Here is a 12,933-nt window from a genome sequence, read left to right as displayed (position 1 = left end):
AGTGGATTCGACAGAATGAATCCTGCAACCAAACCAGCCGATGTTCAGCCCGCCGCGCATCTGCGCCTGGTGTCGGACCGCGCCGCGGATGCCACGCCGGGTATCAAACTCTCCGGCGTCTCGAAGACCTACCGGTCACGCGACGGCGATGTGCCGTCGCTGCGGCCGCTCGACTTCACCATCAACGACGGCGAGTTCTTTGTCGTGGTCGGGCCCTCCGGCTGCGGCAAGTCCACGCTGCTCAAGATGATCTCGGGCCTGCTGCCGCCGACGACCGGCGAGGTGCTGGTCGACGGCGAGCCGGTGACCAGGCCGCACGGCAATGTCGGCATCGTGTTCCAGAACGCGCTGCTGCTGCCGTGGCGCAACATCCTCTCCAACGTGATGTTGCCGATCGACATGAAGCAGCTGCCGCGGGACAAGTATCTCGCGCGCGCCAAGGATCTGCTGAAGCTGGTCGGCCTCGAAGGTTTCGAGAAGAAGCTGCCCTGGCAGCTGTCCGGCGGCATGCAGCAGCGCGCCTCGATCTGTCGCGCCCTGGTGCACGACCCCAAGATCATGCTGATGGACGAGCCGTTCGGCGCGCTCGACGCCATGACGCGCGAGCGGATGAATGTCGAATTGATGCGGATCCAGCGCGAGACCGGCAAGACGGTCCTGTTGATCACGCACTCGATCCCGGAAGCCGTGTTCCTCGCCGACCGCGTGCTCGTGATGACCGAGCGGCCCGGCGCGATCGCCGCGATCTACGACGTGCCGATGCCACGGCCGCGCTCGCTCGAGACGATGTCCGATCCTGTCTTCAACGAACTGGTGCAGCGGATCCGGAAGCATTTCTTCTCACAGGGGTCGCTGGACTAACACCCGAGCCGTCAATGCCGCTTCGCCTCAAAGTCAACGATATCGCCTTCTTCGAACGGCCGCTGGTGTTCGCCCGGCCGTTCCGCTTCGGCGCGGTGACGATCACCGCATCGACGCAGATGTTCGTGCGGGTCGAGATCGAGGTGGAAGGCAAGGGCCGCGCCACCGGCGCCAGCGCCGAGATGCTGGCGCCGAGATGGTTCGACAAGCGGCCGCATCTCACCGAAGCGCAGTCGCTCGACGGGCTTCGCCGCTCGCTTGCGATCGCGCGCGGGCTCTATCTGGCGAACAAGGGTCTTGAGACCGCGTTTGGCCTCCACGCCGAACGTATCGGCCCGCAGGTTGCGGCCTGCGCAGCTGAAGACATTCCGCCGCTTGCCGCCGGCTTTGGCCCGGCCGAGATCGACAAGGCGATCCTGGATGCGCTGCTGCGCGCCGCCGGCGCGAACTTCTTCGACGGCATGGCCGGCAATATCGCCGGCATCGACGCGCGGCTGACGCCGGATCTCGACGACGGCGCGATCGCGCGGTTCCTTTCAACACGCAAACGGCTCGAGCGTGTCGCCGTCAGGCACACGGTCGGAATGGACGACAAGGTTGAAGGCGAGGGCGGCGTCGCTGACCGCAACGAGAATGCCGGTGCGCGCTATTTCAAGCTCAAGCTGAACGGCGATCCTGCACATGACGCGGCGCGGCTGGCGCGGATCGGCGGCGAGCTCGCAAAGCTGCCTTACGCAACCAGGATCACGCTCGACGCCAACGAGCAATATGCCGACCTTGCCGCGCTGAACGCGCTGGTCGACCGGCTCGACCATGACGCGGCGCTGCAGCCGATCAGGGCAAACCTGCTCTATATCGAGCAGCCGATGCCGCGCGATATCACAAGAGCCTCGCCGCTCGGGAAGCTGGCGGCGCACGGCTTCATCATCGACGAGGCCGACGATTGCTATGATGCATTCCCGCAGGCCCGCGCGCTCGGCTATCGCGGCATCTCCTCAAAATCCTGCAAGGGCATCTACAAGTCCATCATCAACGCCACCCGCGCGGCGGCGTGGAACGCTGAGAGCGGCGGGTATTTCATCAGCGGCGAGGACCTGACCTGCCAGGCCGGGCTCGGCGTGCAGCAGGACCTCGCGCTCGGGGCGCTGATCGGCGTCACCCATGCTGAGCGCAACGGACATCATTATGTCGATGGCTTTGCCGACACCCCGGTTGACGAGGCCGACGCCTTCCTCACCGCGCATCCCGATCTCTACACGCGCGAGCGCGGCAAGGTCCGCCTCGCGATCCATGACGGCGATCTGCTGACCGGATCGATCGCCGTCGCACCGGGCTTTGCCAGTTCGATCCATCCGGACTGGTCCACCATGCAGCCGCTCAAGCGGCCAACACCACGCGTTTCGCAGGAGCAAGCAGTATGACGACCAAACGCCTCGGCCTGATCATGAACGGCGTCACCGGCCGAATGGGGCTCAACCAGCATCTGATCCGCTCGATCGTCGCGATCCGCGAGCAGGGCGGTGTGCAGCTCGCGAACGGCGACCGCGTCATGCCCGATCCGATCCTGGTCGGCCGCGACGCCGAGAAGGTCGGCGCGTTGGCAAAACGCTACAACATCGAACGCCACACCACCGATCTCGATCGTGCGCTCGCGGACAACGGCGACACCGTGTTCTTCGACGCCGCGACCACGCAGGCGCGGCCCTCGCTGCTGACCAAGGCGATCAACGCCGGCAAGCATGTCTATTGCGAGAAGCCGATCGCGACCAACCTCGAGGAGGCCGTTGCGGTGGTGAAGCTCGCCAATGCCAGGGGCCTCAAGCACGGCACCGTGCAGGACAAGCTGTTCCTGCCGGGCCTGAAGAAGCTCGCTTTCCTGCGCGACTCCGGCTTCTTCGGCCGCATGCTCTCGGTGCGCGGCGAGTTCGGCTATTGGGTGTTCGAGGGCGGCTGGCAGGAAGCGCAGCGGCCGTCGTGGAACTACCGCGCCGAGGACGGCGGCGGCATCATCCTCGACATGGTCTGCCACTGGCGCTACGTGCTCGACAATCTGTTCGGCGAAGTCGAGAGCGTGACCTGCCTCGGCACGACTGACATCCCCGAGCGCTATGACGAGAAGGGCAAGAAATACCAGGCGACCGCCGATGATTCCGCCTACGCTACCTTCCGCCTGAAGGATGGCGTCATTGCGCACATCAACATGAGCTGGGTGACGCGTGTCTACCGCGACGACCTCGTCACCTTCCAGGTCGACGGCACCCATGGCTCGGCGGTGGCGGGCCTGACCGACTGCGTGATCCAGGCACGCCAGGCGACGCCGCGGCCGGTGTGGAATCCGGACGAGAAGCGGATGCATGATTTCTATGCCGACTGGCAGAAGCTGCCTGAGAACGTCGTCTACGACAACGGCTTCAAGGAACAGTGGGAGATGTTCATCCGCCATGTCTGCGAGGACGCGCCCTACAAATACACCCTGCTCGAAGGCGCCAAGGGCGTGCAGCTCGCCGAATGCGCGCTGAGGAGCTGGAAGGAGCGGCGCTGGATCGACGTCGCCCCGATATCAGTCTGAGAAGGGACCTTGCCATGAACAAGCCAGTCCGGCCGATATCATCTCAGTCGCTGAAGCTGCCGACCGCCGATGGCGCCCTCGAGACCTATCGCCTGGCGGCGTCGCGGCCCTTTCCGGCGAAGCTCGAGGGTACGCTGAACCGCGTGGCATTCTCGGCCGCGCATGTGGTGGCCGATCCGCGCGCCGACGTTGATCCCTGGCTGGCCGCGGCGATCGACTGGGACAGGACGATCGCGTTTCGTGAGCACGTCTGGGACCTCGGCCTCGGCGTCGCCGAAGCCATGGACACCGCGCAGCGCGGCATGGGGCTGGATTGGCCGACCTCGCTCGAACTGATCCAGCGCTCGGTGAAGGCGGCCAAGGCCAGGGGCAATGCGCTGGTGTTCTCCGGCGCCGGCACCGACCATCTCGCGGTTGAGCACGCCAGGTCGATCGACAATGTGATCCACGCCTATGAGGAGCAGATCGCGGCGGTGGAGAAAGCCGGCGGCCGCATCATCCTGATGGCCTCGCGCGCATTGGCAAAGCTCGGCAAGAGCGCTGACGACTACGCCAGGGTCTACGACCGCGTGCTGTCGCAGGTTCGTGAGCCCGTGATCATCCATTGGCTCGGCGACATGTTCGATCCGGCGCTATCAGGTTACTGGGGCACGGCCGATCTCGACAAGGCGATGGATACGGCGGTTGCGATCATCAACGCCAATGCGGCCAAGGTCGATGGCGTCAAGGTCTCGCTGCTCGACAAGCAGCGTGAGATCGACATGCGGCGCCGGCTCGATCCGCGGGTCAAGATGTACACCGGCGACGACTTCAACTATGCCGAACTGATCGCCGGCGACGACAAGGGATTTTCCCACGCGCTGCTCGGCATTTTCGATGCGATCGCACCGGCGGCGTCCTACGCGCTGTCGCGGCTCGCGGCCGGCGATGAGGCCAGCTTCCACGATGTGCTTGGACCGACGGTGCCGCTGTCGCGCCACATCTTCAAGGCGCCGACGCGCTTCTACAAGACCGGCATCGTGTTCATGGCCTATCTCAACGGGCACCAGGATCATTTTACGATGGTCGGCGGGCAGGAGAGCGCGCGCTCGACCTTGCATCTTGCAGAGCTGTTCCGGCTCGCCGACAAGGCTGGTCTGCTCGCCAATCCGGAGCTCGCAACGCGCCGGATGGCGACGATCCTGGCCACGCGCGGCATCGACGCCTGATGCGCGACTTTTCCAACGACCACCGCTGGCTGTCGCTGAACACGGCGACCGTCCGCAAGCAGGGCGATCTTCTCGCCATCGTCGAGGCCTGCGCGCGCCATGGCATCCGCGCCATCGATCCCTGGCGCGACCAGGTTGCAGCCGTCGGCCTCGATCGCGCCGTCCGTGCGGTCAAGGATGCCGGGCTCGATCTGTCGGGCTATTGCCGCGGCGGCATGTTCACGGCAGATGGCGCGCATCGCAGCGAAGCGCGCGACGACAATCGTCGTGCGGTCGACGAGGCGGCCGCGCTCGGCGCCTCCTGCATCGTGCTGGTGGTCGGCGGCCTGCCGCAATATTCGCGGCCGGGCAGCGCAGCGTCGAAGGATATTGCGTTGGCACGATCGCAGGTGCATGACGGCATCGCCGAGATGCTGGACTATGCGAAACAAGCAAAGCTGCCGCTCGCGATCGAGCCGCTGCATCCGGCCTATGCCGCCGACCGCGCCTGCGTGAACACCACAAGGCATGCGCTCGATATCTGCGACGCACTCGATCCCGGCAGAACCGGCGCGATCGGCGTCGCGCTCGACGTCTATCACATCTGGTGGGATCCGGAGCTGATGCGCCAGATCGCGCGCGCCGGCCAGGATCGCCTGCTCGCGTTCCATGTCTGCGACTGGCTGGTGCCGACCAAGGACATCCTCAACGACCGCGGCATGATGGGTGACGGCGTCATCGACATCAGATCGGTGCGCGCCGCCGTCGAGGCGCAGGGCTTTGACGGCTATTCGGAGATTGAGATCTTTTCGAATGACTGGTGGGGCCGTCCGCTGGACGAAGTGCTGCGAACCTGCATCGAGCGGCACCGGACGGTGGTCTAGTACGCCGTCAGGTGGGCACGGCGCTGCATGCTTCCCGCCCCATCAGGACTCCTCGTTGCGGTGCTCGATCTCAAGCGTGACGAGCCGCGCCAGCAGCGTTGCCGGATAGAGCTGGCCGAAGATCGCCTCGAGATTGCACAGGCTCCGCGCGATCGGATGCAACGGAGCGACGTCGCCATAACCTGTCGTCGTGAGCGTGGCGAAGCTGAAATAGAGGACGCGGCTCGCCAATGTCGGGCTGTCTTCCACCTTCATGCCGGGAAATGCGTCGGGCCTCAGCGTGCCGACAAAGGTGTAGAGCGCCGCGAAGATCACGGCGACCGTGAGATAGAGCAGGACCGCGCCGATCACACGGTGATAGGTGACGCGGCCTGGCGCGAACGTCGCGCGCGCCACCGTCACGGCCATGGTGAGGCCGACGAGCAGCCAGGATGCGGCGAACAGGTTGAGATCGAAAATTGAAGGTGAGCGTAGTCTCAGGATCCCGCCCGTGACGATCATGACGAGCGCGACCAGCATCGTGACGACCGCCAGCGTGCTGCCTGACATCAGGAAGACGCCGCCGACCAGGACCAGCGCGAGCAGGAGCTCAAAAATCTGGAACTCGAACAGCCCCAACGCCTGCAACGGCGCCACCACGAAAATCATGACCAGGAGCAGGACAGTGAGCACCGTCAACAAGGAATCGCCCCAGCGCTCGCGTAGCTCGCCAGTGCTCATCCAGCCGCGCTTCATTCCCGCCCCGTCATTCGGCATTGCATCGGGATGCCGATACCAGACATTGCTGCGCGCCGGCCGCAAAGGCAAGATGGGGGACTGGCATTCTGTGGCGCGCCCGGCGATCCAGAGCGCCGTCCGGCCGTCTCAGGGGCTCGCGACTCGCTGCAGCGTGTTGAAGCGGGCTTTCTGCTCGCTGCTCAGCATCGTATAGAACTCGTCCAGTGCAGGCTCGATCAGCTTCGCGGCCTTCTGCATGGCTTCGAGCCGGTGCTGCATCGCCTCCAGCCGGCCGACCGGCGTCAGCGGCACGTCGTTCGGGCAGGCCGCCTGCAGGTCCGCGATGGCTCTTGTGGTCGCGTCGCTCAGGCGGTCGAGCGCCTCCTTCTGCTTGCCCGCCGGATGAAGCGAGGCCGCGATGCGGTTGATCGGCAGGTGCGCCAGGTCGGATTTCGAATCGCCGCAATTGCCGGCTTGCGCGGTCGCCTCCTGCTGCGGCGAACGCTCGCCAACGTGTGGACCGAGCGCATTGAAGCGGGCCTGTTGCTCGTCGCTGAGCGAGCTGTAGAAATTCTCCAGCGCAGGCCGCACGATCTTGATCGCCTCGAGCGTCGCGCTGATGCGGTTTTGCATCGACCGCAAGCGGCCGGTGGGCGTCATGGCATAGCTGTCCGAACAGGAGTCCTTGAAGATATCGGCGGCCTTTGCCGCTGATGTCTTCAACTCGTCGAGCAGGGCGCGCTGCTGCTGGTCCGGCCGTACCGCCCGCGCGATGTCGGCAAGCGGCCAGGCCGTGACGCCCTTGTCCGGTTCGCCGCAGAGCTGCTTGACTGCCTGCGGGCTCGTGTCGGTGCGCTGACGGGACCGATCGCGGCCCGCGGTCGCCGGATAGTCGCCAGGATTGATGCTGGCATAGGCGGAGTAGGGACTGTTGGTGTCCCAGAACACGGTGTCGACGAAGTCGTCATAGGCGTAGGCCCAATAGCCGGGCTCGTAGGCATAGGACCAGAACGTGTAGTCAAAGATGTCCGAATAGGCGTAGGGCCAGAACAGCGGCCCAAGCCACGCCACGAAGGCCGCGTGGCTGCCGCGTCGCCAGGCATGTCGGGGCGCCCAGCCGCCTTGGCGCGCCGCAAGCCCTGCCTGGCCTTGCGCGCCTGCCTGCTCGCGGAAGTGCGCGGCAAACCGCTCGCGCTGCGCCGCCTGCGTCGCGGCTGTGGTCGCGACCGCGGCTCCAACCGTTGCTGCCGGCGCCAATCTCTGCTGGCGGGCAACGTCGGCCTGCTGCGCACGCTGCTCGCGTTGCAACAGACGGCTCTGCGCCTGCAGGGCACGGTCATGGACGCGTTGCGCGCGTGCACCTTGGACCTTTTGCGACTGCAATTGCTGCACGCGTTGCTGCAGGCGATCGATCCGGGTCTGCCGCTCGGTGGTCTGGCGCGAGAGCGCGTCACGCTGCCGCTGCTGCGCCGCCTGCTGGCGTTGCTGGATCATCTGTTGATGCTGCTGCGCGCGCTGTTGAACGCGCTCCGTCGGCGACGGCCGCTCGCTCAAGCGCGAAGGTGGACTCGGGCGTGATGGCGCCGCGATATGCGGAGCCTGGCGCTGCGGTGCTCCTCGACGGAATTCGGGGCGTGGCGTTGCGACACGCGGCGCGGCGATATGGGGGGCCTGGCGCACCGACGGGGCGGCGAAATGCGGGGCCGGGCGCGGCGCCATCGCCGGTCGCTGCGGGGCGTGGAACGCGGGTGCTGCCGGCCGTGCCATTGCGGGCGGCCTGGCCATTGCGGGAGGGGCGGCGTGTACCATCGGCGCGGCGGGACGCGCCATTGCGGCCGGTGCAGCCGGCCTTGCCGCCGGTGGACCCTTTCCGTGTGGCTGGGCGGACGCGCCGCCGTGCGGCACGAGCATCGAGCTGCCAATCGAAATGACAACAAACAAAGCGCTGCGGGAAAGCATGAGCTTAGCTCTCCGTTCAACAGTCGCCCGCAGTACTTTAACGCACCGACATCGGATTCGTTCGTTGTGGCTACGGCCGGCGTTACGGTCTTCCGGCGAGGGGAACCGTCAGGAAACGTCCTGCGTGAGGGTCGCCGCGATCCGCTCCGTCGCCCAGTCGACCTGATCGGCCGTGATCACCAGCGGCGGAGCGATCCGGATGGTGTGCTCATGGGTGTCCTTGGCGAGGATGCCGCGCGCCTGCAGCGCCAGGCAATAGCGACGGGCGCCGCCGGCTTCGGGATGCAGCTCGATCGCCAACATCAGCCCGCGCCCGCGCACCTCGCGGATCACGTTGGCGCGGATGTCCTGCAATCCGGCGAGAAAGCGGGCGCCCTGTTGCGCGGCGTTCTCGATCATTCCCTCGTCGATCAGCACGCGCAGCGCCGCCCGCGCCACCGCGCAGGCAAGCGGATTGCCGCCGAAGGTCGAGCCGTGCTGGCCGGGCCGCAGCGTGCCGAGCACGGCGTTGTTGGAAAGCACCGCCGACACCGGATAGAAGCCGCCCGACAGCGCCTTGCCGAGCAGCGTCACGTCGGCCTCGATCCCTTCGTGCTGCTCGGCGAGCAGCTTGCCGGTGCGGCCGAGCCCGGTCTGAATCTCGTCGAGCACAAGCATCACATTATGCGTGGTGCACAGCTCGCGCACGCGGGCGAAATAGCCTGGCGGAGGAATCACGACGCCGGCTTCGCCCTGGATCGGCTCGACCAGGAAGGCCGCGGTGTTCGGCGTGATCGCCTGCTCGAGCGCGGCGGCATCGCCGAACGGGATGATCTTGAAGCCCGGCGCGAACGGGCCGAAATGATCGCGCGAGCCGGGGTCGGTCGAGAAGCCGACGATGCCGAGCGTGCGTCCGTGGAAATTATTGGCGCAGACGATGATCTCGGCCTGCCCGTCCGGCACGCCCTTGACCTCATAGGCCCATTTGCGCACCGACTTGATCGCGCTCTCCACCGCTTCAGCGCCGCTGTTCATCGGCAGCACCTTGTGCGAGCCGGTCAGCTCTGCGAGCTCGCGGTAGAAGGGAGCAAGCTGGTCGTTGTGGAAGGCGCGCGAGGTCAGCGTCAGCCGCTGCGCCTGCTCGATCATGGCTGCGAGGATCTTAGGATGGCAGTGGCCCTGGCTCACCGCCGAATAGGCGGAGAGACAGTCGAGGTACCGGTTGCCATCGGTATCCCAGACCCAGACGCCTTCGCCGCGGGACAGCACGACCCCGATCGGCTCGTAATTGTAAGTGCCGAACTGCGCCTCGGTTGCGAGGAAATCAGTGACCGATGCATTCATCATGCGTCACTCCCGCTGCAGCGCACGAGAGATTACATCAAATCGTGCCTGCAGTTGATTTGGGCATCAGTTCCTCCACAGGGAAGTGTGTCGCCGGCCGAATTCGCAGGGGACAATTTATGCGCTGATGCTGCAGGGCACGCTGAGGAAGCCGCGGAAGCGCACCCGCCCGCCGCGCACCGGCTCGCCGTCGAGCGCGTAGTTCGGGAAGCGTTTGAGGAACCGCGAGATCGCGATGGCGCCTTCGAGGCGCGCCAGCGCCATGCCGGCGCATTGATGCGCGCCGGTGCCGAAGGCGAGGTGGCGGTTCGGCGTGCGCGCGACGTCGAAAGCTTCGGGGTTGGGGAATTGCGCGGGGTCGCGGTTGGCCGCGCCGATGCACAGCGTGACCAGCGTGCCCGCCGGCAGCTTGATGCCGCCGAGCTCGGTCTCTTCCACGATCATGCGGTTGCCGAGCTGGTTCGAGCTTTCGTAGCGCAGCATCTCCTCGACCGCGGTCTTGATCAGCTCGGGTTGCGCGATCAGCCGTTGCTTCTGATCCGGATTTTGGCTGAGCGTCACCAGCCCGTTGCCGATCAGATTGGTCGTGGTTTCGTGGCCGGCGTTGAGCAGGAAGATGCAGTTGTGCAGCAATTCCTTCGCGGTCAGCCGCTCGCCATTGTCCTCACCCTGGATCAGCCTTGTCAGCACGTCGCGTTCGGGGTTGCCCGGCTTCTTGCGGCGGCGTTCAACCAGCGTTTCGAGATGGGCGAGGAAATCCTTCACCGCATTGTTGCCGCGGTCGAACGCCTCCCTGCCGATCACCGGCTCCAGCGCGCCCAGGATCGCCAGCGACCAGTCACGCAGCGGCTCGCGTTCGTCGTGCGGCACATCGAGCAGATTGCCGATCACCTCGACCGGAATGGCCGAGGCGAAGTCGCCGATCAGCTCGAAGCGGTCGCGGGTCTCGATCCGGTCGAGCAGGCTGTCGACCAGCGCGATCAGGTCAGGCTCCATGCCGGCGATCGCCCGCGGCGACAATGCGCCCATGATCAGCCGCCGCACGCGGGTATGCGCCGGCGGATCGTTGAAGACGAGGCTGGTCGTGTGATGCTCGTAGAGCAGCGAGTTGCCGTATTTCGGCAAGAACTCCTTCTTCTTGTCGGAGGAGAATGCCTTGGTGTTCTTGTAGGCGGCGATGAGGTCGTCGTAGCGGGTGAGAAAATAGCAGCCGTTCGGCAGCCGCTTGACCGGCGCGCTCTCGCGCAACGCGCGATAGGTCGGGTAGGGGTCGGCATAGAACTCCGGCGTCAGCTTCTCGAGGTCGAAGCCGTCAGCCAGCTCGCGCGCGTGTCCGTTCATGGCGCATCCAACCCAATTAGTTTCATTTGCAACTATCGTAAGCCGCGGGCGGCGGCCGCGCAACACAATTTGCTGGGGCCGGGAACAGCGCGCCGGGGCGTCGCGTGGTGCGAGCAAATCGCAGAGCCATATGCGGTTTTGCGCTTTGATGAAGCGCGCGCGCCCCTCTACAGTCGCGACCAAACAACAAGACCGGAAACGCCAATGCATGCCCGTGCCGACACTGCGGCCTCCTGGCCCGAGGAGATCTTCTCGATATTGCAGCGCTTCGAGGTGCGTCAGGTGCCCTACGTGCCCGACGCCGGCCATTCAGAGTTGATCGAGCGGGTGCTGGGGTCGTCCTCGATGCGCGGCATCGCGCTGACCACCGAGGAAGAGGGCGTGGCGCTGCTCGCGGGCGCCTGGGCCGGCGGTCAGCGCGGCGTGCTGCTGATGCAGTCGAGCGGGGTCGGCAATTGCATCAACATGCTGTCGCTGGTGCAGATCTTCCGCTTGCCGTTCCTGACGCTGGTGACGATGCGCGGCGAATGGGGCGAGTTCAATCCCTGGCAGGTGCCGATGGGCTCGAACACGCAAGGGATACTCGAACTGTCCGGGATCAAGGTGCTGCGCGCCTCGCACCCTGAAGAAGTCCGCGAAGTCGTCGAGGCCGGCGCAGCGCAGGCCTTTAACGCCTGCACGCCCACCGCCGTCCTGCTGTCGCAGCGCCTGATCGGGGCAAAGGTCTTCACCAAATGAGCAAAGCCAATCTCCTCGACCGCCGTGCCGTCGTTTCCGAACTGCTGAAAGATCGCAAGGGCGCGTTCGCCGTCGGCGGCCTCGGCGCCTCGACCTATGACATCGCCGCTGCCGGCGACCACGACCGCAACTTTTATCTCTGGGGTGGCATGGGCGGCGCCGTGATGATCGGGCTCGGCCTCGCGCTGGCCCAGCCGACGCTGCCGGTCGTCGTGATCACCGGCGACGGCGAGATGCTGATGGGGATGGGAAGCCTCGCCACTGTCGGCCTGCAGCAGCCCAAAAATCTCTCGATCATTGTGCTGGACAATGAGGCTTACGGCGAAACCGGCGGCCAGGCCAGCCACACCGGCGGAACCGCCGACCTCGTGGGTGTTGCCAAAGCCTGCGGAATCGGGGATAGCCGGGCGATCAGCACGATGGCTGAGGTCGAGGCTTTTGCCTCGTCTTTGCAAGACGTTACGGCGGGGCCGCGGTTCGCCAGCGCGAAGATCGACGGGGCCAATCTGGAGCGCGTGCTGTCCAGCCGCGACGGCACCTACCTCGTGAACCGCATCAGAGGGTCGATCGGCCACACTCCTATTTAAAGTGGCTTTCGCGGTGCAATAGAACCTTGACTTTTGGTAAAGTGAGTGATTACTCACGACCCAAATGTCTACCTTACGCATGACGAGTGACTTGCGGCGTCAGTTGATCCTGAGCGCCGCCAAGCGGTGTTTCGCCCGCAGCGGCTTTGCCGGCACCACGACAAAGAGCGTGGCGGCCGCGGCTGCCATTTCGGAAGGGCTGCTGTTCAAGCACTTCCCGTCCAAGGCGGCGCTCTATGCCGAGATCCTTGCCGAGGAGTGCGAGGCGGATCCCGATCTCGCGCATCTGCTCGGCCAGGAGCCCTCGACCGCGACCCTGGTCGAGCTGGTGCAAGGCATGGTCGATCACTTCATGCAGTTGCGTGATGCGCCGGACCAGGAAGAGACGCAGCGGATGCGGCTGATGGTGACGAGCCATCTCGACGACGGCGAGTTCGCGCGCCTGCTCTATGACAAGGTCGGCAAGCTGATCGGCCCGACCTTCGCCGCCTCGCTCGAGCGGGCGATCGCCGCCGGCGAGGCCACGAAGATCGGCGACGAGCCGCTCAACCTGTTCTGGTTTGCGCACCATACCGTGCTGATGGGTGCGCTGACCCAGCTGCCTGCGACACCATGTCTCCCCTACGGCGATGCCGCTGCGGCCGAGCGGCAGCTTTGCCAATTCATCCTTCGCGGCATCGGACTTACCGAAGCCGCAATTTCAACTCATTTGGGCCGCCAGCCGTCGCCGATCGCAGGACCGTCGGTAACTGCAGAAAGTGCATGAC

General features: G+C 65.6%; 13 protein-coding genes. 9 read left to right on the top strand and 4 right to left on the bottom strand.

What is annotated here, in order from left to right:
• Positions 1-15: 15 nt before the first annotated feature.
• The 5 genes from J2R80_RS37675 to J2R80_RS37655 are packed head-to-tail and all read left to right on the top strand — an operon-like array spanning position 16 to position 5,501.
• The gene (locus J2R80_RS37675; RefSeq protein ID WP_253587456.1) at positions 16-861 is read left to right on the top strand and encodes an ABC transporter ATP-binding protein; all 846 of its coding nucleotides are present in this window, start codon (positions 16-18) and stop codon (positions 859-861) included.
• A gap of 14 nt (positions 862-875) precedes the next feature.
• Complete coding sequence (locus J2R80_RS37670) at positions 876-2,282, top strand: hypothetical protein (RefSeq protein ID WP_253640362.1); 1,407 nt, start codon at positions 876-878, stop codon at positions 2,280-2,282.
• Positions 2,279-3,430: a Gfo/Idh/MocA family protein gene (locus J2R80_RS37665; protein ID WP_253640361.1), complete on the top strand. Its 1,152-nt coding sequence runs from the start codon at positions 2,279-2,281 to the stop codon at positions 3,428-3,430. The genes J2R80_RS37670 and J2R80_RS37665 overlap by 4 nt, the downstream gene beginning before the upstream one ends.
• Before the next feature lie 14 nt (positions 3,431-3,444).
• The gene (locus tag J2R80_RS37660; RefSeq protein ID WP_253640360.1) at positions 3,445-4,638 is read left to right on the top strand and encodes a dihydrodipicolinate synthase family protein; all 1,194 of its coding nucleotides are present in this window, start codon (positions 3,445-3,447) and stop codon (positions 4,636-4,638) included.
• Positions 4,638-5,501 carry a sugar phosphate isomerase/epimerase gene (locus tag J2R80_RS37655; protein ID WP_253640359.1) on the top strand — a complete coding sequence of 288 codons (864 nt, stop codon included), beginning with the start codon at positions 4,638-4,640 and terminating at the stop codon, positions 5,499-5,501. Before J2R80_RS37660 ends, J2R80_RS37655 begins: the two co-directional genes overlap by 1 nt.
• 42 nt (positions 5,502-5,543) lie before the next feature.
• Here J2R80_RS37655 and J2R80_RS37650 read toward each other — a convergent pair whose 3' ends face one another.
• Entirely contained in the window at positions 5,544-6,236 is a 693-nt protein-coding gene (locus tag J2R80_RS37650; protein ID WP_028331847.1) for a potassium channel family protein, read from the bottom strand.
• Positions 6,237-6,365: 129 nt separating this feature from the next.
• On the bottom strand, positions 6,366-7,289 hold the full coding sequence (locus J2R80_RS37645; protein ID WP_253640358.1) for a Spy/CpxP family protein refolding chaperone: 924 nt from the start codon (positions 7,287-7,289) through the stop codon (positions 6,366-6,368).
• A 51-nt stretch (positions 7,290-7,340) separates the two neighbouring features.
• Between J2R80_RS37645 and J2R80_RS37640 the strand changes: the two genes are divergently transcribed.
• Positions 7,341-7,796, top strand: a complete 456-nt coding sequence (locus J2R80_RS37640) for a hypothetical protein (RefSeq protein ID WP_233475670.1) — start codon at positions 7,341-7,343, stop codon at positions 7,794-7,796.
• 489 nt (positions 7,797-8,285) lie between these two features.
• On the opposite strand, the gene rocD is transcribed toward J2R80_RS37640, so the two are convergent.
• Both rocD and J2R80_RS37630 read right to left on the bottom strand, forming a co-directional pair.
• Entirely contained in the window at positions 8,286-9,500 is a 1,215-nt protein-coding gene (rocD, locus tag J2R80_RS37635; protein WP_253641063.1) for an ornithine--oxo-acid transaminase, read from the bottom strand.
• Positions 9,501-9,617: 117 nt separating this feature from the next.
• Positions 9,618-10,841: a cytochrome P450 gene (locus tag J2R80_RS37630; protein ID WP_253640357.1), complete on the bottom strand. Its 1,224-nt coding sequence runs from the start codon at positions 10,839-10,841 to the stop codon at positions 9,618-9,620.
• A 204-nt stretch (positions 10,842-11,045) separates the two neighbouring features.
• Here J2R80_RS37630 and J2R80_RS37625 point away from each other — a divergent pair, with 204 nt between their 5' ends.
• The 3 genes from J2R80_RS37625 to J2R80_RS37615 all read left to right on the top strand — a co-directional run bounded on the left by J2R80_RS37625 (position 11,046) and on the right by J2R80_RS37615 (position 12,932).
• Positions 11,046-11,579, top strand: coding sequence for a thiamine pyrophosphate-binding protein (locus J2R80_RS37625; RefSeq protein WP_057017601.1), 534 nt, complete (start codon positions 11,046-11,048; stop codon positions 11,577-11,579).
• Positions 11,576-12,166, top strand: a complete 591-nt coding sequence (locus tag J2R80_RS37620; protein WP_028338816.1) for a thiamine pyrophosphate-dependent enzyme — start codon at positions 11,576-11,578, stop codon at positions 12,164-12,166. Before J2R80_RS37625 ends, J2R80_RS37620 begins: the two co-directional genes overlap by 4 nt.
• A 64-nt stretch (positions 12,167-12,230) precedes the next feature.
• A complete protein-coding gene (locus tag J2R80_RS37615) occupies positions 12,231-12,932 on the top strand; it encodes a TetR/AcrR family transcriptional regulator (RefSeq protein WP_076827113.1) in 702 nt (233 codons plus the stop codon).
• The last annotated feature ends 1 nt before the right edge of the window (position 12,933 follow it).

The sequence above is a fragment of the Bradyrhizobium sp. USDA 4541 genome (assembly GCF_024171085.1).
Lineage (GTDB): Bacteria > Pseudomonadota > Alphaproteobacteria > Rhizobiales > Xanthobacteraceae > Bradyrhizobium > Bradyrhizobium australafricanum.
Note: the sequence above shows the minus strand (reverse complement) of the source record. Positions and strands in the feature narration are given on the sequence as shown.

Excerpts from the sequence above, each read along its gene's own strand:
- J2R80_RS37675 (WP_253587456.1), top strand. The coding sequence starts at position 16 with ATGAATCCTGCAACCAAACCAGCCGATGTTCAGCCCGCCGCGCATCTG.
- J2R80_RS37670 (WP_253640362.1), top strand. The coding sequence starts at position 876 with ATGCCGCTTCGCCTCAAAGTCAACGATATCGCCTTCTTCGAACGGCCG.
- J2R80_RS37665 (WP_253640361.1), top strand. The coding sequence starts at position 2,279 with ATGACGACCAAACGCCTCGGCCTGATCATGAACGGCGTCACCGGCCGA.
- J2R80_RS37660 (WP_253640360.1), top strand. The coding sequence starts at position 3,445 with ATGAACAAGCCAGTCCGGCCGATATCATCTCAGTCGCTGAAGCTGCCG.
- J2R80_RS37655 (WP_253640359.1), top strand. The coding sequence starts at position 4,638 with ATGCGCGACTTTTCCAACGACCACCGCTGGCTGTCGCTGAACACGGCG.
- J2R80_RS37650 (WP_028331847.1), bottom strand. The coding sequence starts at position 6,236 with ATGAAGCGCGGCTGGATGAGCACTGGCGAGCTACGCGAGCGCTGGGGC.
- rocD (WP_253641063.1), bottom strand. The coding sequence starts at position 9,500 with ATGAATGCATCGGTCACTGATTTCCTCGCAACCGAGGCGCAGTTCGGC.
- J2R80_RS37630 (WP_253640357.1), bottom strand. The coding sequence starts at position 10,841 with ATGAACGGACACGCGCGCGAGCTGGCTGACGGCTTCGACCTCGAGAAG.
- J2R80_RS37625 (WP_057017601.1), top strand. The coding sequence starts at position 11,046 with ATGCATGCCCGTGCCGACACTGCGGCCTCCTGGCCCGAGGAGATCTTC.
- J2R80_RS37620 (WP_028338816.1), top strand. The coding sequence starts at position 11,576 with ATGAGCAAAGCCAATCTCCTCGACCGCCGTGCCGTCGTTTCCGAACTG.
- J2R80_RS37615 (WP_076827113.1), top strand. The coding sequence starts at position 12,231 with ATGTCTACCTTACGCATGACGAGTGACTTGCGGCGTCAGTTGATCCTG.